Source organism: Veillonella sp. 27098_8_77 (assembly GCF_041431535.1).
Lineage (GTDB): Bacteria > Bacillota > Negativicutes > Veillonellales > Veillonellaceae > Veillonella.
Map to the genome: position 1 here is coordinate 149,013 of NZ_JAPVXW010000001.1, position 22,260 is coordinate 171,272.

Annotated in this window: 19 protein-coding genes, 1 other RNA gene, 1 pseudogene and 1 other annotated feature; all 21 genes and pseudogenes read left to right on the forward strand. The window is 38.8% G+C overall.

What is annotated here, in order from left to right; genetic code table 11:
• Positions 1-12 precede the first annotated feature (12 nt).
• The 21 genes and pseudogenes from radA (at position 13) to O3617_RS00800 (ending at position 22,186) form a co-directional block, all read left to right on the forward strand.
• Positions 13-1,389 (forward strand): DNA repair protein RadA, encoded by a 1,377-nt coding sequence (gene radA, locus O3617_RS00700; RefSeq protein WP_371448058.1) that lies wholly within the window; start codon positions 13-15, stop codon positions 1,387-1,389.
• 68 nt (positions 1,390-1,457) lie between these two features.
• Positions 1,458-2,606: a PIN/TRAM domain-containing protein gene (locus tag O3617_RS00705; protein ID WP_371448060.1), complete on the forward strand. Its 1,149-nt coding sequence runs from the start codon at positions 1,458-1,460 to the stop codon at positions 2,604-2,606.
• Positions 2,599-3,771, forward strand: coding sequence for a 2-C-methyl-D-erythritol 4-phosphate cytidylyltransferase (gene ispD / locus O3617_RS00710; RefSeq protein ID WP_371448062.1), 1,173 nt, complete (start codon positions 2,599-2,601; stop codon positions 3,769-3,771). Before O3617_RS00705 ends, ispD begins: the two co-directional genes overlap by 8 nt.
• 2 nt (positions 3,772-3,773) lie before the next feature.
• Positions 3,774-5,234, forward strand: coding sequence for a glutamate--tRNA ligase (gene gltX, locus O3617_RS00715; protein ID WP_371448063.1), 1,461 nt, complete (start codon positions 3,774-3,776; stop codon positions 5,232-5,234).
• A 1-nt stretch (position 5,235) separates the two neighbouring features.
• Positions 5,236-5,556: pseudogene (locus O3617_RS00720) on the forward strand (bile acid:sodium symporter family protein); the annotation flags it as partial.
• 203 nt (positions 5,557-5,759) lie between these two features.
• Positions 5,760-5,966, forward strand: a binding site (T-box leader).
• A 49-nt stretch (positions 5,967-6,015) separates the two neighbouring features.
• Positions 6,016-7,464, forward strand: a complete 1,449-nt coding sequence (gene cysS, locus O3617_RS00725) for a cysteine--tRNA ligase (RefSeq protein ID WP_371448285.1) — start codon at positions 6,016-6,018, stop codon at positions 7,462-7,464.
• Positions 7,454-7,939 (forward strand): Mini-ribonuclease 3, encoded by a 486-nt coding sequence (locus O3617_RS00730; RefSeq protein ID WP_371448064.1) that lies wholly within the window; start codon positions 7,454-7,456, stop codon positions 7,937-7,939. The genes cysS and O3617_RS00730 overlap by 11 nt, the downstream gene beginning before the upstream one ends.
• Positions 7,932-8,669, forward strand: coding sequence for a 23S rRNA (guanosine(2251)-2'-O)-methyltransferase RlmB (rlmB, locus tag O3617_RS00735; RefSeq protein ID WP_371448065.1), 738 nt, complete (start codon positions 7,932-7,934; stop codon positions 8,667-8,669). The genes O3617_RS00730 and rlmB overlap by 8 nt, the downstream gene beginning before the upstream one ends.
• Positions 8,670-8,678: 9 nt before the next feature.
• Positions 8,679-9,215, forward strand: a complete 537-nt coding sequence (locus tag O3617_RS00740; protein ID WP_371448066.1) for an NYN domain-containing protein — start codon at positions 8,679-8,681, stop codon at positions 9,213-9,215.
• 128 nt (positions 9,216-9,343) lie between these two features.
• Positions 9,344-10,012: an RNA polymerase sporulation sigma factor SigH gene (gene sigH, locus O3617_RS00745; RefSeq protein ID WP_371448067.1), complete on the forward strand. Its 669-nt coding sequence runs from the start codon at positions 9,344-9,346 to the stop codon at positions 10,010-10,012.
• 5 nt (positions 10,013-10,017) lie between these two features.
• Entirely contained in the window at positions 10,018-10,254 is a 237-nt protein-coding gene (secG, locus tag O3617_RS00750; protein WP_371448068.1) for a preprotein translocase subunit SecG, read from the forward strand.
• 65 nt (positions 10,255-10,319) lie between these two features.
• Positions 10,320-12,659: a ribonuclease R gene (gene rnr, locus O3617_RS00755; RefSeq protein ID WP_371448069.1), complete on the forward strand. Its 2,340-nt coding sequence runs from the start codon at positions 10,320-10,322 to the stop codon at positions 12,657-12,659.
• Between the two features lie 30 nt (positions 12,660-12,689).
• Positions 12,690-13,160: an SsrA-binding protein SmpB gene (gene smpB, locus O3617_RS00760; protein WP_371448070.1), complete on the forward strand. Its 471-nt coding sequence runs from the start codon at positions 12,690-12,692 to the stop codon at positions 13,158-13,160.
• Between the two features lie 21 nt (positions 13,161-13,181).
• The gene (locus tag O3617_RS00765; RefSeq protein ID WP_005377606.1) at positions 13,182-13,562 is read left to right on the forward strand and encodes a glucosaminidase domain-containing protein; all 381 of its coding nucleotides are present in this window, start codon (positions 13,182-13,184) and stop codon (positions 13,560-13,562) included.
• Between the two features lie 154 nt (positions 13,563-13,716).
• Positions 13,717-14,211 carry a hypothetical protein gene (locus O3617_RS00770; RefSeq protein ID WP_371448071.1) on the forward strand — a complete coding sequence of 165 codons (495 nt, stop codon included), beginning with the start codon at positions 13,717-13,719 and terminating at the stop codon, positions 14,209-14,211.
• On the forward strand, positions 14,211-14,936 hold the full coding sequence (locus O3617_RS00775) for a 6-carboxyhexanoate--CoA ligase (protein ID WP_371448073.1): 726 nt from the start codon (positions 14,211-14,213) through the stop codon (positions 14,934-14,936). Before O3617_RS00770 ends, O3617_RS00775 begins: the two co-directional genes overlap by 1 nt.
• Position 14,937: 1 nt before the next feature.
• On the forward strand, positions 14,938-16,101 hold the full coding sequence (gene bioF, locus O3617_RS00780) for an 8-amino-7-oxononanoate synthase (protein WP_371448074.1): 1,164 nt from the start codon (positions 14,938-14,940) through the stop codon (positions 16,099-16,101).
• A gap of 29 nt (positions 16,102-16,130) precedes the next feature.
• Positions 16,131-16,472: a transfer-messenger RNA gene (ssrA, locus tag O3617_RS00785) on the forward strand.
• A 271-nt stretch (positions 16,473-16,743) separates the two neighbouring features.
• Positions 16,744-17,874 (forward strand): efflux RND transporter periplasmic adaptor subunit, encoded by a 1,131-nt coding sequence (locus O3617_RS00790; RefSeq protein WP_371448075.1) that lies wholly within the window; start codon positions 16,744-16,746, stop codon positions 17,872-17,874.
• A gap of 10 nt (positions 17,875-17,884) precedes the next feature.
• Complete coding sequence (locus O3617_RS00795) at positions 17,885-21,094, forward strand: efflux RND transporter permease subunit (protein WP_371448076.1); 3,210 nt, start codon at positions 17,885-17,887, stop codon at positions 21,092-21,094.
• Positions 21,095-21,244: 150 nt separating this feature from the next.
• A complete protein-coding gene (locus tag O3617_RS00800; RefSeq protein WP_371448078.1) occupies positions 21,245-22,186 on the forward strand; it encodes a manganese-dependent inorganic pyrophosphatase in 942 nt (313 codons plus the stop codon).
• The last annotated feature ends 74 nt before the right edge of the window (positions 22,187-22,260 follow it).

Genomic DNA, 22,260 nt, shown 5'->3' on the forward strand with positions numbered 1-22,260 from the left:
CATGGGGGTTGTATGGTAAAGGTAAAAACCGTTTTCTTTTGTAATAATTGTGGTGCTGAATCTGCCAAGTGGATGGGAAAATGCCCTCAATGCGGTGAATGGAATACACTGGTTGAAGAAGTGGTAAAAGACACTAAACATAGTCGTACGCCATCTGTGCGTGGTGTGGGCACCAATACGACTAAACCTGTGCCATTGCCAGATATTGAAATGTCCGCCGTATCTAGAATTCCCACGACCTATAAGGAAATAGATAGAGTGCTTGGCGGTGGGATTGTGCCTGGTGCGTTAATGTTATTAGGTGGCGATCCTGGTATTGGCAAATCAACATTGCTCTTACAAGTTTCTCAAAAGGTAGCCGATACAGTTGGTACTGTTTTATATGCATCTGGCGAAGAATCACAATTGCAATTAAAACTGCGGGCGGAACGATTACATATTAATAGCGAACGATTACATGTTATAGCCGATACAGATTTAGACCACATTCTTGAGGTCGCATTAGGCCAAAAACCGTCTTTATTGGTTATCGACTCCATACAAACCATGTATACTGCAGATATTGAAGCAGCACCGGGGAGTGTTAGTCAAGTTCGTGAATGCACATCCCGATTATTGAGATTTTGTAAGGAACAGAATATTCCAACCATCATCATTGGCCATGTAACAAAGGAAGGTAATATTGCAGGCCCACGTATGCTCGAGCACATGGTGGATGTAGTACTTTATTTTGAAGGGGAACGTTCCTATCAATTCCGTATATTACGAGCTATTAAAAATCGTTTTGGATCTACATCGGAAACCGGTATTTTTACCATGATTGAAGATGGTTTAGCAGAGCTTGCTAATCCGTCGGCGTCCTTGTTAGCTGAACGAGCTGATGATGAAAGTGGTAGTGCGGTCATGATTTATCTAGAAGGGGTTCGTCCCATTCTGGTAGAGGTTCAAAGCTTGGTAGCTACAACAGCATTTGGAATGCCAAGACGTACGGCTATTGGCTATGATTTGAATCGTCTAATTGTGCTACTAGCAGTATTGGAAAAACGCTGCGGATTTACGCTGGGCAATAAGGATGTTTATGTCAATGTAATTGGTGGGTTAAAGGTTAATGAACCGGCTTGTGATTTATCGATGGCCGTTGCCATTGTATCTAATCTTAAAAATCGTGTAGTACCGCATGACATGGTAATTCTTGGTGAGGTTGGATTGACAGGTAATGTTCGTAGCATCCCACGCATAGAACAACGGATTAACGAAGCTAAGAAATTAGGCTTTACAAAGTTTATTATCCCAGAAGGAAACTATAAACAAATTAAGCACGATGATAAGTCTATTCAAATCCGCGGTGTTACGTCCATTGCACAAGCGATGCAACTTGTATTCTCCTAATTATTTTTTTGTTCATAGTAGGCTAATTCAAACAATATACACTTTATCTATTTGAAGGAGGTGATGCCATGATTTATGGCATTTTACGGTATGTGATTGCTATCCTCATTGGGACGGCAGCATACGTAGGTATGGACAATTTAGCCCCTATTATCGATCCTTATTTAGTATCTCAATTCGCAAGCTTTGGAGATATGTCGCTCACTGTAGCGCGTATTTCAGTTATTGTAATTGGTACGATTATTGGTATTTTAATAGGCTATTTTATTTCGTCCTTTATTTTAAAACAAGGTTTAGTTATTGCTAGACGATTGGAACGGGTATTAACACATATTCCTAACCAAGAATTGATTGCAGGCACCATCGGTTTATTATTTGGTCTTATTATTGCTAATTTAATTGGTGCAGCATTTAATCAGGTTCCTATTATTGGCCCGTATATTTCAATCATTTTAAGTGCTATTTTTGGCTATAGTGGTGTACGTTTGATGGCGCGTAGGGGACCAGAAATGTATATGAACTACTTGAAACAATGGAAACGCAGTGAGGCGGGGACTAAAAAAGGTAGAGGATTCAATATGTTTGGGTCTCATAAGTCCACCGATTCTAATGCGACTGCGAAATTACTAGATACTTCTGTTATTATTGATGGTCGTATTAAGGAGTTGTGCGCAACTGGCTTTATTGATGGGCCATTGGTAGTTCCAGTCTTTGTTTTAAATGAGTTACAAATTATTTCTGACTCCGCAGACGCGATGAAACGAAATCGTGGACGTCGTGGATTAGATATTTTGAAAGAAATGCAGGATGCAAAACTTGTACCTATTGAAATTGTAGAAGATGACTATGATGATCTACACGAAGTTGATTCTAAATTGATGCGATTAGCCTTAGAGAAACAATGGAAGCTCATGACCAATGATTTTAATCTCAATAAGGTGGCTCGCGTACAAGGCATTAAGGTTTTAAATTTAAACGAATTAGCCAATGTATTAAAACCGGTCCTCATTGCAGGTGAATGGATTCGCGTACAAGTGATGAAGGAAGGTAAAGAGGTTCAACAAGGCGTTGCCTACCTAGATGATGGTACCATGATTGTCGTAGAAGATGGTCGCCCGTATGTAGGTCAAGAGGTTGAGGTTATGGTTACATCCATTTTACAAACCAGTGCAGGTCGTATGATTTTTGCGCGTGTAGATGGAGGTAAGCATGAGTAAGGTTAGCTGTATTGTATTAGCTGCCGGTGCAGGTCGCCGGATGGGTCATGATGAGAACAAAATTTTCATTAAACTTGGCAATAAATCGATTATTCAATGGACGTTAAGTCATATTGAACAAGTTAAAGCCGTTAATGAAGTCATTCTCGTTGTTGCTGATGGTGAAGCAGCCTATATGGAGCAGCATATTGCGTCATTAGGGCTTTCAAAATCAATTAAAATTATCACAGGTGGCAAAGAGCGTCAAGATTCTGTGTATGCAGGTTTACAAGCGGTTAGCGATGATATGGATATTGTCCTCGTTCACGATGGCGCTAGACCTTTAGCAAAGCCAGAGTTATTTGAACGGGTCATTGAAGGCGCCAAGACTCATGGTGCTGTGACTATAGGCGTACCATCTACAGATACAATTAAGCGTGTTGATATCGATGGACAGGTTTTAGAAACATTAAATCGTAACGAGTTGATGAATATTCAAACGCCACAAGGCTTCCTAAAAGATATATTCAAAGAAGCTCAAGAAACGGCTAAGCGTGATGCTTATTTGGGAACGGACGACGTGTCCTTAGTTGAATTTATCGGCAAAGATGTGTACATTTTAGATGGTGATTATGAAAATATCAAGGTCACGACACCAAATGATATAGCAGTGACTAAGCGGTATTTAGGAATCAAGGAGCATCGTATGCGCGTAGGTTTTGGATATGATATTCATCGATTGAAGGAAGGAAGACCTTGTATTTTGGGCGGTGTTCATATCGAATCGCCTGTTGGCCCCGATGGTCATTCCGATGCAGATGTATTGATTCATGCGTTGATGGATGCCTTACTTGGTGCTGCTGGTTTAAAGGATATAGGCTACTATTTTCCACCGGAAGATGATGCATATAAAGGGATTTCTAGCATGATTTTATTAAAACATGTGAATTCCTTGTTGAAAGAAAGAGGCTTAGAAGCCTATAATATAGATATTATGGTTATTTCTGAAACGCCAAAATTAAAGCCACACATCGATATGATGAAGGCTAATTTACAATCTGTTTTAGAAATTCCATTAGATCGCATTAGTATTAAGGCTACTACCAATGAAATGCTTGGTGCCATCGGGCGCCGGGAAGGCATTGCAGCACAGGCAGTAGTTTCCGTATATGAAGGAGAGGTTTAATTATGAAGGTACGTTTTGCGCCAAGTCCAACAGGTCCATTTCATATTGGCGGTGCTCGATCCGCTTTGTTCAACTGGCTATTAGCACGTAAGGAAAAAGGTACGTTTGTACTTCGTATTGAGGATACAGATTTATCTCGTTCTACTCGTGAAAGTGAAGAAAATATTAAAGCATCTTTGCAATGGCTCGGTATGAATTGGGATGAAGGCATCGACGTAGGTGGTGAAAATGGCCCTTATCGTCAAACAGAACGTCTTGATTTATACAAAGAAGTAACACAACGCTTACTTGATGAAGATAAAGCTTATGAATGCTTCTGTACAGCTGAAGAGCTTGATGAAGTACGTCAGGCGCAAATGGAACGCGGTGAAACCCCTAAATATAATGGTCATTGCTGCCATCTTACAGAAGAAGAAAAAGAAAAATATCGTGCAGAAGGTAGAAAACCAACAATCCGTCTTCGTGTACCTTTGAATAAAACCTATGCATTTGATGATATGGTTCGTGGTCATGTATCCTTTGAATCCAATGGTGTAGGTGACTTTGTAATCGTAAAATCCGATGGCATCCCTGTATACAACTTCGCCGTTGTAATGGATGACCATATGATGAAAATCACTCACGTTATCCGTGCAGAAGAACATCTATCCAACACACCACGTCAAATGGCTATCTACGAAGCACTTGGATGGGAAATTCCTACATTTGGTCATATCTCCTTGATTCTTGGCAAAGACTATAAGAAGATGTCCAAACGTCATGGTGCTACATCTGTTGATCAATATAAGCAATTGGGCTACTTGCCAGAAGCATTAGTGAACTTCTTGGCACTCCTTGGTTGGGCTCCAGAAGGTGAAGAAGAATTCTTTACACAAGATGAATTGATTCAAGCCTTCTCCATGGACCGCGTTGCTAAGAACCCAGCTGTATTTGATATTGATAAATTAAACCACATCAATTTCCATTACATGAAAAACTTGAGCGATGAAGAATTATTCCGCCTCTGCTTGCCACATTTAAAAGAAGTCGGTTTAGCTCCAGACAGCTTGAATCAATCTGATATTGATTGGTTAACATTACTTTGCTCTACATTCCGTGATCATATTAGCTTTGGTGCTCAAATTAAAGATCATGTAGGCATGTTCATGGGTGAAACAGTATTCCTCGAAGAAGGTCATGAAGAAGAGTTAAAGGCTGTACTTAACGAAGAATCTGCGCCAACTGTATTGGCAGCTTTCAAAGAAAAATTAGAAGACATGGACGAAGTTACACCAGAAGCCGTTAAGAAGGCTATCAAGGCTGTTATGAAAGAAACTGCTTTGAAAGGTAAATTTGTGTTCATGCCATTGCGTGTTGCCTTGACCGGACAAATGCATGGTCCTGACTTAAACAATATCGTTACATTGCTTGGTAAAGAGAAATGCTTACATCATTTAGATAATGTAAGTGCATTAACTAAATAATGTAACAGCAGTTAACCAAAAACAAATTGCTGAAACAGGGTTCATTATCTTTGTTGCTTGTTTAGCACAAAATCTAAGTGGTTATGTAGTTACATTCTTTATATGTAAAGCTCTTAGTGTTGATGTATCATCCCGTCGTGCTATGCAAATCGAAGTGGCTATGCAAAATTCCGCTTTATCCGTATCCTTAGCAATGAAACATTTTACTCCACAAGCTGCGGTGGCAGGGGCCGTATTCTCGATTATCCATAACTTTACAGGATCCATTTTTGCTGGTATTTGCCGCAAACATGATGATAAAGAGAAATTAGAACAGGCATAATCCATAAAATTGTACATATGAATATTGAGAATTTATTTCAATAAAATCGTATAAAAACCTCCATTTTCATAACCTATAATATGTTTAATTCCCTTGATATGGGGACATATTTAATGGTGCTGAAGGTGGAGGCTTTTCTTGTAATTATTGACATTATATAGCATTATTGGTAAAATATTTCTATATCTTAATATAGGTATTGATTAATAGCTAAGATTGAAAGAAGTACTCTACAACTAACTTTTTAGCGAGAACCGATGGTGGGAGGGTTTAAGGATAGGTAGACGAAATGCATTCATGAGCTGACATCCCGATTATAGGTAGGTTTGTCCGGTGACGCGCCGTTATGCGATGAGTGGGTACCATAAATGGCACCTAACAGAGTGGAACCGCGGACCATCGTCTCTGTATGAGATGAGGGTTCTTTTTTATTTTTCGAACATGGAGGCATCAGTATTGATGAGAGAAATTACAGTTTATAATACAATGACGCGCCAAAAAGAGGTATTTACGCCTGTAACAACAGGGGAAGCAAAAATGTATGTATGTGGTGTAACACCATACAATCATCCTCATATTGGTAATGCCCGTCCTTTTGTAACATGGGACGTGATTCGTCGCTACATGAAACATGTAGGATATAAAGTGACATATGTACAAAACTTCACTGATGTAGATGATAAAATCATAAATACATCTAATGGAGAAGGCGTGGCATGGGATGTAATTGCTAATCGTTATATCGATAGCTATTTTGAAGTAATGGATGCGCTCGGTGTGGAACGTGCCGATGTATACCCACGCGTATCTACACATATTCCTGATATCCTTAAGATGATTGAGACTCTTATTGATAAGGGCTATGCGTATGAACTCGATGGCGATGTGTATTTTAGTGTAGAAAAATTTGATCATTATGGCGAATTATCTGGTCGTACATTAGATGATATGGAAGCAGGCGCTCGTATTGAAGTAGATGGTCGTAAAAAGAATCCTATGGACTTTGCACTTTGGAAGGCTGCAAAACCTGGTGAACCATTCTGGGAAAGTCCTTGGGGCAACGGTCGACCAGGTTGGCATATCGAATGTTCTGCTATGAGCCAAAAATACTTAGGTGAGGAATTCGATTTCCATGGTGGCGGTAGTGATTTGATTTTCCCTCATCATGAAAATGAAATTGCACAATCTGAAGGCTGTTCCGGTCATCATCCATCTGTAAAATACTGGTTACATAATGGATTCATTACGATTAATTCCGAAAAAATGTCTAAATCCTTGAATAATTTCTTCTTGGTGAAAGATATTTTAGAACAATATAGCCCAGATGCTTTACGTTACTTTTTATTGAGTACACATTATCGCAGTCCATTGGATTTCTCCGATGAACGCTTAGAAGAAGCTAATAAATCTTTGGAACGATTAGGTACTGCTATCGAAAATCTTTTATATCTTGAAAAATGCGAAGCCGGTCCTTGCGATGATGCTCAACGTTTATTAGAAAAAGCTAAAGAATATGAAGAAGAATTCGAAGCTGCTATGAGCGATGATTTTAACACTGCATTGGCTACATCCAGTATGTTCGGTCTTGCTAAGGAAATCAATATTTACTACCAAGTTGTAACAGGTAGAGAAGGCGTTGTTTGCCAAGATGCTATTGCTGAGGTAAAACGTATCTTTAAATTTATGACAGAGGTTATTGGCGTATTAGAAAAAGCTTGGGAAGGTAATACTGGTGCTGACGCAGCAGAATACGAACAATTGATGGACGTTATTCTCTCTGTTCGTCAAGCATGCCGTGAACAAAAACAATGGGCTCTTGCCGATTGCATTCGCGACCGATTAGCTGAAATTGGTATTACTATTGAAGATTCTCCTACAGGAGCGCGGTGGAAAAAGCGTGAAATTTAAACAATTTCAATTTCTGAAACAAGAAGCTATTAAAAAATTAATACTCTTAGATACGGAGGATCATTCTTTTGTATCTAAACCAGCATCTGAAGTTTTAGCTTCAGATGCTGTTATGTTGGCCTATATTGGTGATGCTGTATATTCTATGTACATTAGACAACGCGTTGTAGAAATGAGCATTTCAAAGGTTCAGGTTCTACATACATTGGTAACCGAATTTATTTGTGCAAAATCTCAGTCAAAAGTATTGGAACAATTAGAATCAATACTTACAGAGGATGAACACACAATTGCTAGACGAGCCCGAAATAGTAATGTCAATGTACCTAAGAGTAGTTCTGTACGAGAATATCGAAATAGTACCGCCTTTGAAGCAGTCCTTGGTTTCTTATATGAAACAGGTCAGCAGGATCGACTTAATGAATTGATGAAAGAGGCCTATTCTATTACATTAAGAGGACTTTCACATGGATAATTATATTGTAGGCAGAAATGCCGTAAAGGAAGCATTAAAAGCAGGCCGTTCTATACAACGCATTTTAGTGAGTGACGACAAAATTAAAACGGGTTTATCTGATATCGTGGGTCTAGCGAAATCTAAGGGTGTAGAAGTTCGTCCCACACCTGTTAAGCAGATGAATCGATATGAAACAGATGTACCTCATCAAGGTGTCATTGCATTTGTTAATGCTGTAGAATTTAAAGACCTTGGAGAAGTGCTGCAAGAGTCCAATCATGAGAATCCATTGCTTATTTTAACGGATGGTGTAGAGGATCCTCATAATATGGGGGCTATTATCCGTACTGCTGAATGTGTGGGAGCCACTGCAGTTTTGATTCCCAAACGTCATAATGCACCTATTAATGCAACGGTTGCTAAAACATCTGCCGGTGCAGTAGAACAGATTCCACTCGTTCAAGTGGGGAATGTTACGCAAACGATTAAACAATTACAAAAGCAAGGATTCTGGGTCCTTGGCGCTCATATGGAAGGTGATCGCACCTTGTATGAAGCGGATTTAACCATACCTACGGTCCTCGTCATTGGCAATGAAGGGAAAGGCATTAGTCGCGTTGTAAAAGAAGCTTGTGATTTTCTAGTCACCATTCCGATGTATGGCAAGTTAAATTCTTTGAATGCATCTGTAGCAGCGGCTATCCTTATGTATGAAGCTGTTCGTCAACGGACTATAAAGGCGAAATAGAGGTGCTGTATGCTAAAGGATATATTAATCGTCGATGGGTATAATGTCATCTTCGCATGGCAACAATTAAAGCAGTTGGCTAATGAATCCTTGGAACATGCTCGTATGGAACTGCGTAATCAACTATTGAATTATGGCAAATTTAAAGGATATGAGGTTATACTTGTTTTTGATGGTAAATATACCAAGTCAATTGTGAGCATAGAGGAAATCACTAAAGGATTTATTGAAGTATATACTGATGATGGTGAAACAGCAGATTCCTTTATTGAAAGAGAGGTATTTTTGCGCCAAGGTAAGTATACCAATGTTTATGTTGTAACCTCTGATGGAGCCGAACAAAATCAAATATTAGGTTCTGGTGGATTGCGAATCCCTGCGAGAGAGTTGCAAAATGACATGCGCCTTGCTAAGCAAGAAGAACGCTTGCAATATACACATAAACACCATCGCGACCAGATGGTACTTAGGAGAAATGAAGTATATGACCACTTAAATCCCGATGTGGCTGAAAAATTAGAAGCTATACGGAGAGGTACAAAGTAAGCAGAACAGATAGACCTACTGTAGTAGTATGAAGTACATTCTATTTCATAAATATTGCAGAACATATATAATTCAAGTATAATAACATATATTGGTATTTCTACAATATGTGATTGTATGGAGGACCTATGAACAATTTTCATATGCAAAAGTCCGATTACAATTTCAAAGAAATGACTGATGAGCAAGTTGTGGTCATAGCTCAACAAGAGCATAATGAGTTTGCAATCGACTATATAGTCAATAAATATAAAAACTTTGTGCGCGCTAAGGCGCGTACGTATTTTCTCGTAGGTGCCGATCGAGATGATATCATTCAAGAAGGTATGATTGGTTTGTATAAAGCCACTCGTGATTTTAGACATGATAAGTTAGCCTCGTTTCGGGCCTTTGCGGAACTATGTATTACACGGCAAATTATTACGGCCATAAAATCTGCGACGCGTCAAAAGCACGCACCACTTAATTCTTATATTTCTTTAAATAAGCCTGTGTACACAGAAGAGTCTGAGCGGACCCTGTTAGAAATGCTTTCATCAGCACGAAATACAAACCCAGAGGACTTAATCATTAGCCAAGAGGAGCTAGATGATATAGAAAAAAACATAGGACATATTTTAAGTGAGTTAGAGTGGCAAGTGTTAGAAGGCTATTTAGATGGTAAATCATATCAAGAGATGGCTAAAGGTACTAATCGAAGCATCAAGTCGATTGATAATGCTTTACAAAGGGTTAAACGTAAATTAGAGAAGTTTTTGGAACATCGTGTATTAGATGCTCCTACACAGGAAGGATGACTATTGTGACAAATTTTTTGATGGTTTTAGAAATCATTGTGTCCATTTTATTGATTGTTGTTGTAATTGCTCAAACTAGTAAGAGTTCTGGTATGGGCGGTGCCGTTTCTGGTGCAGCAGATTCTACATTCGGTGGTAAAGAACGTGGTTTAGATGGGTTCTTATCTCGTTGTACAGTCATTTTAGGTGTTATCTTTGCTGTGTTGAGCTTAGTGCTAGGGGCAATGATTAACCAATTCTAATTTGAAAGCCTGCCTAGCAGGCTTTTCTTTTTTTCAGCAAAAATAAATATAAAGGAGGTGTTTATATGAAAGAAAAAGTGTTAGCGTTTTATAAATCTATTTATCCCCATACATATCATATAGATGATGCTGCTATGGATTGTCATATTAAAGGCGGACGTGAATTGGATGCCTTTATGGATGCCGCAAAGGAACTTTTAAAGGAAGGGCACTTAAGTTTTATTCGACGCGATGTGTATGCTTATAATAATGATACTGAGTTTATTGAGGGTATCTACAAAGGCTATAGAAAGTCATTTGGATTTGTCATCACCGTGCCTGATGAAGAAGATGTGTATATAGCAGAACAAAATAAGGGTACTGCTATGCACAATGATAAGGTTCGTGTACGTATTATCACATCCCGAGATTCACGCCATAAACGAGAAGGCGTTATAACTGAAGTGTTAGAACGTGCTAATGAAACTGTTGTAGGCACCTATGACAGACAGCAATCCTTTGGATTTGTTATCCCTGATGATGAACGGTTGGGAACCGATATTTATGTCGATTTACATAATACCCTAGATGCTCGTAGTGGTGCTAAGGTTCTCGTAAAAATCATCAAATGGCCAGAAGACGATAAGAAACCAGAAGGTGTCATTACAGAAGTATTGGGCTATAAAGGTGACGTAGGCCTTGATATTAACTGTATTATGGCTAATTATGACTTGCCATTTTCCTTCCCAGAAGATGTTGTGAAAGCGAGTCAACATATCAACACGACCATTACAGATGATCCTAAACGTTGGGATTTACGCGACGTGCCAATGGTTACCATCGATGGAGAAGATGCAAAGGACCTAGATGATGCAGTCAGTGGTCGTAAACTCGATAATGGTAATTATGAACTAGGTGTACATATTGCTGACGTAAGCCACTATGTAGTGTCGCAAAAGGCTATTGATAGAGAGGCCTATAAACGCGGTACATCTGTCTATTTGGTAGACCGAGTTATCCCCATGTTACCAGAGATACTATCCAATGGTATCTGTAGCTTAAATGCTGGTGAAGATCGGTATGCCATGACCTGTATGATGGAAATTGATACACATGGTAAGGTAGTGAACTATCGGATTCAACCATCTATTATCCATGTCAATCGCCGTTGCAGTTATAAAGAGATTTATAAAGCATTAACCGAAGATATTATTCCTGATGACTTGGCACCTCTTATGCCGATGATTCACAATTTATCCGACATCGCAAAAACTTTAAATGATATGCGTCGTCGGCGGGGTGCACTGGATTTTGATTTCCCTGAATTTAAGGTGCTGTTAGATTCAGAAGGCACACCATTGCGCATCGTACGTCGCGACCGGACATTAGCGGAACGGCTCATTGAAGAATGTATGCTTATAGCTAATGAAACGGTAGCTACTCATCTAAAGACTACAAACCGTACTAGCGTATATCGTATCCATGAAACACCTAGCGAAGAAAAGATGAGTATGTATCAAAAGGTACTCAATTACTTAGGGCAAGATATTCGCTTACATCTTGATGAATTGGAACCACGCGTGTTCCAGCATATTTTAGATGCTGTTAAGGGAACCGATGTTGAACAAGTGGCTCAAATTATGACATTGCGTTCTATGCAACAGGCTAAATATAGCATCGAAAATGTTGGTCATTTTGGGTTGGCATCGAAATGCTATACGCATTTTACATCGCCTATTAGACGGTATCCAGATCTCATGGTACATCGCTTATTAAAAGCTGATCTGGGATGGCCTGATGGATATGCAAATCGCGATACTAAAACAGAATTTTTAGAACGTGCCGCTGTGCATTCTTCAGAACGTGAACAAGTGGCTGTAGCTGCTGAGCGTGACACAGTCGATTTAAAGAAAACCCAATATATGGTTCCATTTATTGGCGAAGTATTTGAAGGCAAAATTTCCAGCATCACATCCTTTGGTATGTTTGTTGAGTTAGATAATGGTATCGATGGTCTTGTTCATATGAATATGATGACCGATGATTACTATTTTTATGATGAAGAACATTTCCTATTAGTTGGTAAGCGTACAGGTCAAATCTATCATTTAGGCGATACGGTAACAGTGACATTAGTGAAAGCTGATGTAGAAAAACGTCAAATCGATTTCGTACTCGGCGAAGTGGATAATCTTATGAGAATTCAAGAAATGATGAAGAATTTCGAAGGTTATGTAGGCTCTAGAGAAAAGAAACCGTTTGGCCGTTCTGGTATCTCTAAACAATCAAAACGAAAAGGTAAGGGACATAGTAAGTCTTCTAAACGGAGAGAACGGTATGTTGGCACGTCTAGTGCTCCAAAGAATAAAAAGGGACGTAAAGACCATATAGGGTCTAAGAAGAAAGTAAAAAAACGTAAACGATAATGAAATATTAATACCTATTGTGAGGTGACTATGGCAAAAAAAGATGCACAATCATTAATTGCAGATAACCGCAAGGCGCGTCATGATTTTAATATTCATGAAACCTATGAAGCGGGCATCGCATTGACGGGAACAGAGATTAAATCAATTCGCCAAGGTAAATTAAATCTTAAGGATAGCTTTATCCGTATAGATAAGGGAGAAATGCTTCTATATGGTGTTCATATTAGTCCTTATGAACAAGGTAATCGCTTTAATCATGAGCCTGAGCGAACACGCAAACTATTGATGCATAAATCGGAAATAAAAAAATTATTCCAACAAGTGAAAGAAAAGGGATTCTCCTTGATTCCGTTAAACTTTCATTTTAGTCGTGGCTATGTGAAGGTAACGGTTGGTCTTGTAACAGGCAAAAAATTGTACGATAAACGCCAAGATATGGCAGAACGCGATGCAAAACGAGATATTGCTAAGCGTTTAAAAGAACAACAAAAATACTGATATATAATAGGAGGATGTTTAGTGGAAGTTAATCAATACTTTTATAGTTTGGCAAAAATATCAGCTCAAAAAGCAGCTGAAAACGGAGTGCATGTAGATCCTAAATTTATATATACTCAATGGTACATTGAAACAGGTGGGTTTACATCTCAACTACAAGCAACACATCATAATCTAGGTGGTGTTACAGCATCAGATGGTAGCTGGAGACATTTTACAGATTTTATTGATTTTGCAAACTATTTTGGCAATTATTTGACATACTATAGAGAAGATGGCATGACAAATGCTACATCTTTGTATTCGTATATCAATGCCTTGTATAATGGCGGATACTTTACAGCAGATTTTAATTCCTATTATGGCTCTGTATTACAAGTATTTAATACAATTAATTTCTAAATATGTTAAGGGACTGTGTTACAGTCCCTTTTTTTCATGCGTATTGTTAACTTAATACAAAGTATAAGTTGATAAAAATCACATATTTTCTTATAATGTAAACAAAGTGTGATTTATTTAGTTGACAATGTAAGTACATGAAGAGGTGAATACTATGAGTCAAATTCGTCAAATCACAGAAATCGGTATTCTAACAGCTATGATTACAATCTTGGGAGCCATTAAGATTCCAAATCTCGTACCAGGCATTGAGTTCCAGCTATCGGCACCACTTGCTGTTGCTATTTGTGCAGCCTTTGGGTTTAAAAAGTACATCATTAGCGGTTGTTTATCTAGCCTTATCGGTTTAGCATTGGGGACACAAAATTTTCTAAGTGTTGCTATTGCTATGCAGTTTAGATTGGTTGTTGGTTTCTTATTATGGATTTGCAAAAATCATATGCTTGGTGTTATCCTAAGTGGTCCTATTGCGTCTACTGTGGCTCGATTAACACTATCTGTCTATGTAGGTAAAGGTGCTCTTGCTATGGTTATGCTCGCTGTACCTGGTATGATTTTTACTGCTATTATGGCACCTATCATGACGGCCGTATTTAAAAAGGTTGTATCAATGGCTACCCATAGTACACCACGAAAGGTCGTGCGGTAATGGGCTTGTACAGTATTCGTATGCGCGGTGCAGAAGGAGGACCTCATGAAGAAGGTGGCCGCCATATATCTGGAGCTGAGCGCATCGTCGATGAAAGTGATCTAGAATCGGTAGCATCCTCGTTAATTCATCGTGCATTGCATCACAGTAAAGGAAAATCAGATTTTATAAATATTCGTATAGACTCAGTTCGAGATGAAGATATTACGTATGTTGATTGTATTGGTATAGATGAACATAAGACTGAGTCTGTTAAAGAATCTCATGAATTAGCAAAAAAATTATTACAGTCTGTTGTAAGTCATAAAGCCATAGAACATGCTTTCACAGAACTAGTACAACTACCAGGCAATATGCGTGGCGCTATTTTGATGGATGCTAAAACAGGTGTGCGATTGGATCAAGATACGATGCGCGGTATTCGTGTAAGTCATATGGATGCGTGTGGTAACGAAACACGACCTATGAATGTGCACATGCGTGAAGCACTAGTACTAGCTACAAAGGTACAGTCCTGCCCTGGTATTGTAGGAGAACTTTGTTGGTCCGACGATCCAGATTATACAGTGGGGTATGTGGCGTGTAATGGCATATATCATCGCATTCCGAATATGAAAGAAATGGGAAATCCTATCGGGGGCCGCGTATTTTTTGTAGATACCAATAGGCCTATTCGTGAAATTGTCGATTATTTAGAGAATACAACAGTATTGGTACGGTGGTAACGTGGATTATTATCAAGACTTTCAGAAGCAACTAGAGGCTAAAGAACAAGAACAAAATAAGAGAGTGATTAAGACCTATAATCCTGTAGATGCGGTTCGTGTACAACGCGATGACCGTGAGTATATTATGATGGCATCTAATAATTATCTAGGTCTCACTCACGATTCTCGAGTACAACAAGCAGCAATTCAAGCAATTCAACAATATGGAACTGGATCTGGTGGTGCTAGACTCACATCTGGTTCATTTCCGTTGTTTAAGGAATTGGAAATGGCCATAGCCAATTTTAAAGAAACGGACCAATCTCTTGTATTTAACACAGGTTATATGGCTAATGTTGGTACGATTACTGCCTTGATGAATAAACATAGTGTTATCATTAGCGATGAACTGAACCATGCTAGTATTATCGATGGGTGTCGCATTAGTGGAGCTCATATTGAGCGGTATAAACATAAAGATGTAGAACATGCAGAATATATTCTTAAGAATTACAAATCGGCGTATAAAATGATCATTACAGATGGTGTATTTAGTATGGATGGTGATATTGCACCATTGGATAGACTGTATGAGTTAAGTAAAGAATATAATGCTCTTCTTATGGTAGATGATGCGCATGCAACTGGTGTCATCGGCAATGGACGCGGTACGGCTCATCATTTTGGTCTTACCGATGTAGATGTACAGCTTGGTACCTTGAGCAAGGCCTTAGGTTCTGTTGGTGGCTATGTGGCAGGTCGTAGTGAATTAATAGAATACCTGATTAACTATAGTCGTAGCTTTATATTTTCTACAGCTTTGTCCCCAGCGGATATCGGTGCAGCTTTAGAGGCCTTACGAATTGTACATGATGAACCATCTGTGGTCGATACATTGCGTGACAACACTGTGTATATGGCTCATAAATTACAGGCTATGGGCATTGATTGTGATGACGAAACACCAATCTTCCCGATTGTGGTAGGCGAGAATGATCGAGCCTTAACATTGGCCCGTGAGTTGGAGGAACGAGGCATTATTATTACAGCGATTCGACCTCCTACGGTTCCTGTTGGTGAAAGTCGGCTACGCATGACGGTTACAGCTGCTCATAGTAAGGAACAACTTGATTATGTAGCACAAACGCTACATGAATTACTTATTGACATGAATATACATTAGGGGTATGATAGATAAACCAACAAACCCATGGGGATGTAAAGGTTTCGACAGGGGCGAGTGTGGTATAGATAGCGAGTCGGCGTTCCATTGGGCCGTTAAACGGTGGGAAAACATTTAAACGCAGAAGAAAATTTTGCATTAGCTGCATAAGCTACGTCCCTCATACTTGTGCCTACCAAGTGTGAATGGACGTCAAACCGTAGGCTGGCTTAATTTAGTCGTTCATATGAATTAGGCGAGACAACATGAACTGGAGTGCTGTAGTTTGTCTGTGAACGATAGGTACTTGAGACTTAAATCATAGACTGTGCTCGGAGAAGTCTATATGGCAACGCTTTTGGACAGGAGTTCGACTCTCCTCATCTCCACCATGAGATGATTCATACCGAAGATTTAGTATCTTATGATGATACAAAATCTTCGGTATTTTTTGTTTTGTACACAAATTTTAATGAAAGTCAACGATATATAGAGTGAAATTGTACACAATTAAACATATAAAAATATAGATAATATCTAGCTTTATTAATGGTTTATAGGATATAGAAATCTTGACTATCTAATCGGAATAAAGTACAATATATTGAGATATTTATGAATTTGGATCTTATAAATTTGGTGTTATGAAAAGGAGTACATGTAATGAAGTCTCGATATTCACGCATGTTAGCAGTATTAGCAGTATCTGCTTTACTGGTGGCAGGCTGTGGTAGCCAACAACAGCAATCAGCTGATGTGGCGGTAAACTCGTATAAAATTGTATCGCAAAACGCACAAGTTGATCAAACCTATACGGGTACGGTTAAGGCAGAAAATTCTGTGGCTGTACATGCTCGTGTTACTGGTTATGTGGTGGAAAAATTTGTTAAAGGCGGGGACCAAGTAGTAGCAGGTCAACCTTTATATCGAATCGATTCTCGCCAATATGAATCCAATGTAGCAACAGCGGAAGCTAATGTGGCAAGAGCAAATGCAGATTATAAAAATGCAGAAACTGATTTAGATCGTTATGAAACATTGGCAAGTCAAGATGCGATTGCACGCCAACTCGTAGATACACAACGTTCTGCCACGGAACAAGCTAAAGCAGCTGTAGAAGCACAACAAGCTGCATTGAAGATTGCTCAAGATAACTTAGGTGATACTATCATTTATGCACCATATTCAGGTACATTGAGCATGGATGCTGTCGATATAGGTACATTTGTTAATGCAGGATCCACAACATTGGTAACCATCGATTCTGTAGATCCTATTTTCGTTGAATTTAGTATGACTGAACAAGAGTATCTTGAATTTATGGCTACTCGTTCTGGTGATGAAAACAGCGGTCTTAATTTGAAATTACGCTTAGCTGATGGCAAGGAATATAATCAAGTAGGTTCTGTTGTTCAAGCGGCAAGAACATTAGATCCTTCCACAGGTAAGTTGATTTTGAAAGCTTCCTTCCCTAACCCTGACCATTTATTGTTACCTAATATGTTTGCTACCGTTATTTCTCCTGGTGAAAAATTAACGGATGCCATTTTGGTACCTACAAAAGCTATTTTACAAATTATGGATAAAAACTTTGTATATGTCATCGGTCAAGATGGAACAGTATCTCAAAAGGCTGTTGAACTTGGTGGCACTACAGGGGCTTTCACAATCGTTAAATCTGGTCTTGTAAATGGTGATGAAATCGTTGTAGATGGTTTAACTAAGGTTAAAAATGGTGCAAAGGTACAAGCCACTGAATTGTCTAAAACACAAATTGAAACAGCTAAACAATAGGAGGTAAGACGTGTCGAAATTCTTTATTAATCGACCTATCTTTGCCATTGTTATTGCCATCATGATTACATTAATCGGTTTGCTTTCAATGGTTAATCTTCCGGTAGCTCGATATCCACAAATTTCACCACCAAGTGTACGTGTTAGTACCATGTATACAGGTGCTACGCCTCAAGTACTGAATGATACTGTAGCCAGTGTAATTGAGTCTCAAATTGTAGGCGTTCAAGATTTAGACTATATGACATCTGATAGTGCTAGTACTGGTACATATTCTTTGTCATTACAGTTTAATCAAGGTAGTGATCCCGATATGGATACGGTTAATACCCAAAACCGTGTGCAAGCGGCGCTAGCTCAACTGCCTTCAGAGGTCCAACAAGTTGGTGTAACAACGACAAAATCCTCTGGCGATATGGCGTATATTTTCTCCTTGAATTCTCCAAATGGTACCTTTGATAGTACATTCCTTAAAAACTATGGTACAAACTATTTGATGGATGCCATTAAGGGCGTAAAAGGTGTTGGTTCCGTTCAAGAATTCGGTTCTGACTATGCAATGCGCATTTGGTTAGATCCTAGCAAGATGCAAAAATTAGGCATTACCATGTCTGATGTAACATCTGCTATTAAAAGCCAAAACGTACAAGCTGCGGCTGGTACAGTTGGTAAAAATCCTACCAATGGAGAACAAGCATTCCAGTATCCAATTAAAATTGATGGCCGTCTAGTGACAGAGCAACAATTTGGTAATATTGTTATCAAGAACTCTAATGGTACTGTATTACATTTAAAAGATATAGCTCGTATTGATGTGGGCGCAAAAGGGTACGATTTTGTCGCTAAGTCTTCATATCGCGATCCAAATGCTCCATCTGGTGAGATTTTATTTGTTGAACATCGTCCGTCTGCTGGTTTTGCCATTTCTTTACAAAATGATGCAAATGCTTTAGAGACGATTTCAAATGTTCAAAAAATATTGCAAGAACAGTCTAAGTCTTTCCCACAAGATTTGGAATATCACGAAGTCGTAGATAATACGAAATTCGTACGTGCCTCTATTAATGAAGTAGAGCATACATTCTTTGAAGCTTTATTGCTCGTACTCATCGTAGTGTATGTATTCTTGCAATCTTGGCGTTCTACATTGATTCCGATGATTGCAGTACCTGTATCATTACTAGGAACATTTGGCGCGTTTGTATTATTAGATTTCTCCATCAATACATTAACACTGTTTGCCATGGTATTGGCTATCGGCCTTGTCGTCGATGATGCTATCGTAGTGGTAGAGGCTGTTGAATATGAGTTAAAATATAATGGTTTATCTCCAAAAGAAGCTGCCATTGCGGCCATGAAAAATGTACAAGGCCCAGTTATCGGTATTGCCTTCGTATTGGCTGCCGTATTCGTACCTGTTGCGTTTATGGGTGGCATGACGGGTATATTGTATAAACAATTCGCCTTAACGATTGCTGTATCTGTAGCAATTTCTGCTGTTATTGCATTGGTATTAACACCTGCGCTCTGTGCGATAATGTTAAAACCTCATGTGCAAAAAGACCGTGAAGACTTTGTTCATCGTCAACTCAATAAATTTAATCGTGGTCTTGAACGTTTTAGCGATTGGTATGGCAAGGTGTTAGCTCGATTAAGTCATCGTTTGAGCTTAACCGTTATTACATTGCTCGTCTTTGCTGCTGGTACAGGTATCGTATTCCATTTCTTACCTACAAGTTTCGTACCTGCAGAAGACAGTGGATATTTCCTTATTGCTGTAAATGAACCACCAGGAGCAACGTCTGCTCGTACCGTGGAAACTCTTGATAAAATCAAAGATTTCTTAGAACAAACACCGAGCATTAAAGATAATGTAGAACAAGTATTTACTGTTTCTGGGTTTGACCTTTTAGGGGGCTCTCAAAAATCTAGTGCTGGTGTTTCCTTTGCGGTATTAAAAGATTGGGATCAACGTAAATCATCTAATCAATCTGTTAATGCTATGGTGGGTGCAGTATTTGGCTTTGGTGCGAAGAATGTACCTGAAGCCAGTGTAGTAGCTTTGAATCCTCCATCCATTCCAGGCCTTGGTAACACTGGTGGCTTTACAATGTATATCATTAATAAAGCTGGTGATAGTGCTGAGGTAATGGCGGAACGGGCTCAGGCATTTATGGCAGAAGCTAGAACTAATCCGGCTATTAAAACAGTGTATACCACATTTGATACATCAACCCCATCCTTACAATTTGAAATCAATCGTGATAAGGCTGCTCAAGATGGTGTTCAACTCACTGATATCTTCACTGCATTGCAAGGTTTCTATGGTAGTATTCAAGTTAATGATTATACATCGTATGGTAAGAACTATAAGGTTGTTGTTCAAGCAGAAGATCAATTCCGTCAAAATGCTGACAACTTGAATATGCTTGCTGTTCGTAATAGTAAGGGTCAAATGGTTTCTATTGCTAACTACATTACTAAAGATAAGACGTCAACCCCTTCATCCATCACGCGTTTCGATAATGCTATGGCCGTTAAAATTGGCGGCTCTGCGGCTCAAGGATATGCTTCTGGTGATGCAATTCAAGCATTGAAGGATGCAGCTGCTAAAACATTGCCAGCTGGTTATACCTATGATTGGGGCGATCAATCCCGCGAAGAATTGAAGGCTGGATCACAAACCATGTTGATTCTAGGTCTTGGCTTGACATTTGTATTCTTAATTCTTGCTGCCTTGTATGAATCCTGGAAGGTTCCATTTGCCGTACTATTCTCTGTACCATCTGGTATGATTGGTGCTGCATTAGTACCATTCTTATTGAACTTTACCGGTCGATTCCAATTAGCAAATGATATTTACATGCAAATTGGTTTGTTAACATTGGTAGGCTTGGCTGCGAAGAATGCCATTCTGATTATCGAATATGCGAAAATTCGTGTAGATGAACGCGGTATGGATATCGTCGATGCGGCTATCGAAGCGGCTAAGATTCGTTTGCGTCCAATCTTGATGACATCCTTTGCATTCATCTTTGGTGTATTGCCATTGGCAATTTCTACTGGTGCCGGTTCTGGTGCTCGTACTTCTATGGGTATCACGGTAGTAGCAGGTATGACAACCGCTACATTCTTTGGTATCTTTATCATTCCAATGCTTTTCATCATTATTGAAAAGATTGGTCCTGGATTCTTTACGAAACGTAAAAAGAATCACTAAATCCAAATTTCATAACACAAATAAAACACGCTTATAACATAGCTTATAGGCGTGTTTTTTTGACTGTTTTATGGTATAATATGCTAGTTAAAACGATTTAATTATCGCATGGGCGATATTGTGAAATATTTATATAAAAGAGGTATAAACATGAGTGAAGTAAAAACATTTGTAGCTGGTCATAAAAGCCCTGATACTGATTCTATTTGTTCTGCAATTTCTTATGCTAATTTGTTAACACAAATGGGTACCCCTGCAACGCCTGTATGTGCTGGTGATGCGAATAAGGAAACTAAATACGCATTGGAACATTTCGGTTTCGAACACCCACAAATCGTTACAAACTGGGAAGAGTTCGCTCCTAATGGTGGCGATTTATACTTAACTGACCACAATGAATCCAAGCAAATCATCGACGGTTATAAATCTATGAATATGTGTGGTGTTATCGACCATCACCGTATTGGTGATTTTGAAACTGATGGCCCTGTATTTATTCGCATGGAACCAGTAGGTTGTACAAATACAATTTTGACTAAACTTTATATTGAAAATAATCAAGAAATCCCTAAGAATATTGCTGGTTTAATGTTGTCTGCTATTATTTCTGATACTGTATTGTTCCGCTCTCCAACATGTACAGAAACAGACAAAGAAATGGCTCATAAACTAGCTGCCATCGCTGGTGTAGATATTGAATCCTATGGTTTAGAAATGTTGAAAGCTGGCGCAGATATTTCTGATTTAACAAACGATGAAATTGTTCGTACTGATATGAAGGAATTCTCCGAAGCAGGTCAAACGATTTCTATCGGTCAAATTTCCGTTATGGATACAACTGATGTATTGTCAAAACAAGCTGAATTAGTAGCAGCTCTAGAAGCTCTTCGTACAGCTAATGGCTATGCGGCATCCTATATTATGGTTACCAATATTCTTGATGAAAGCACAACATTGATCTATAGCGGTGATGTAGAATCCGTTGTAGTTAACGCATTTGGTAAAGATGTAAAAGATAATGCTGTATTCTTACCAAATACAATGTCCCGTAAGAAACAAATTGTACCTCCAATTTTAGGAGCTATGAAATAATAAAGGATATAGACATATCATGGTAATAAAAACGTTGCTCTTGCAACGTTTTTATTATATGTGATGGTCATTTA

Bases quoted from the DNA above. Each gene is read 5' to 3' on its own strand.
- O3617_RS00775 (WP_371448073.1), top strand. From the start codon at position 14,211: ATGGGCTTGTACAGTATTCGTATGCGCGGTGCAGAAGGAGGACCTCAT.
- sigH (WP_371448067.1), top strand. From the start codon at position 9,344: ATGAACAATTTTCATATGCAAAAGTCCGATTACAATTTCAAAGAAATG.
- O3617_RS00790 (WP_371448075.1), top strand. From the start codon at position 16,744: ATGAAGTCTCGATATTCACGCATGTTAGCAGTATTAGCAGTATCTGCT.
- O3617_RS00800 (WP_371448078.1), top strand. From the start codon at position 21,245: ATGAGTGAAGTAAAAACATTTGTAGCTGGTCATAAAAGCCCTGATACT.
- rlmB (WP_371448065.1), top strand. From the start codon at position 7,932: ATGGATAATTATATTGTAGGCAGAAATGCCGTAAAGGAAGCATTAAAA.
- cysS (WP_371448285.1), top strand. From the start codon at position 6,016: ATGAGAGAAATTACAGTTTATAATACAATGACGCGCCAAAAAGAGGTA.
- radA (WP_371448058.1), top strand. From the start codon at position 13: ATGGTAAAGGTAAAAACCGTTTTCTTTTGTAATAATTGTGGTGCTGAA.
- smpB (WP_371448070.1), top strand. From the start codon at position 12,690: ATGGCAAAAAAAGATGCACAATCATTAATTGCAGATAACCGCAAGGCG.
- rnr (WP_371448069.1), top strand. From the start codon at position 10,320: ATGAAAGAAAAAGTGTTAGCGTTTTATAAATCTATTTATCCCCATACA.
- ispD (WP_371448062.1), top strand. From the start codon at position 2,599: ATGAGTAAGGTTAGCTGTATTGTATTAGCTGCCGGTGCAGGTCGCCGG.
- gltX (WP_371448063.1), top strand. From the start codon at position 3,774: ATGAAGGTACGTTTTGCGCCAAGTCCAACAGGTCCATTTCATATTGGC.
- O3617_RS00740 (WP_371448066.1), top strand. From the start codon at position 8,679: ATGCTAAAGGATATATTAATCGTCGATGGGTATAATGTCATCTTCGCA.
- O3617_RS00705 (WP_371448060.1), top strand. From the start codon at position 1,458: ATGATTTATGGCATTTTACGGTATGTGATTGCTATCCTCATTGGGACG.
- O3617_RS00770 (WP_371448071.1), top strand. From the start codon at position 13,717: ATGAGTCAAATTCGTCAAATCACAGAAATCGGTATTCTAACAGCTATG.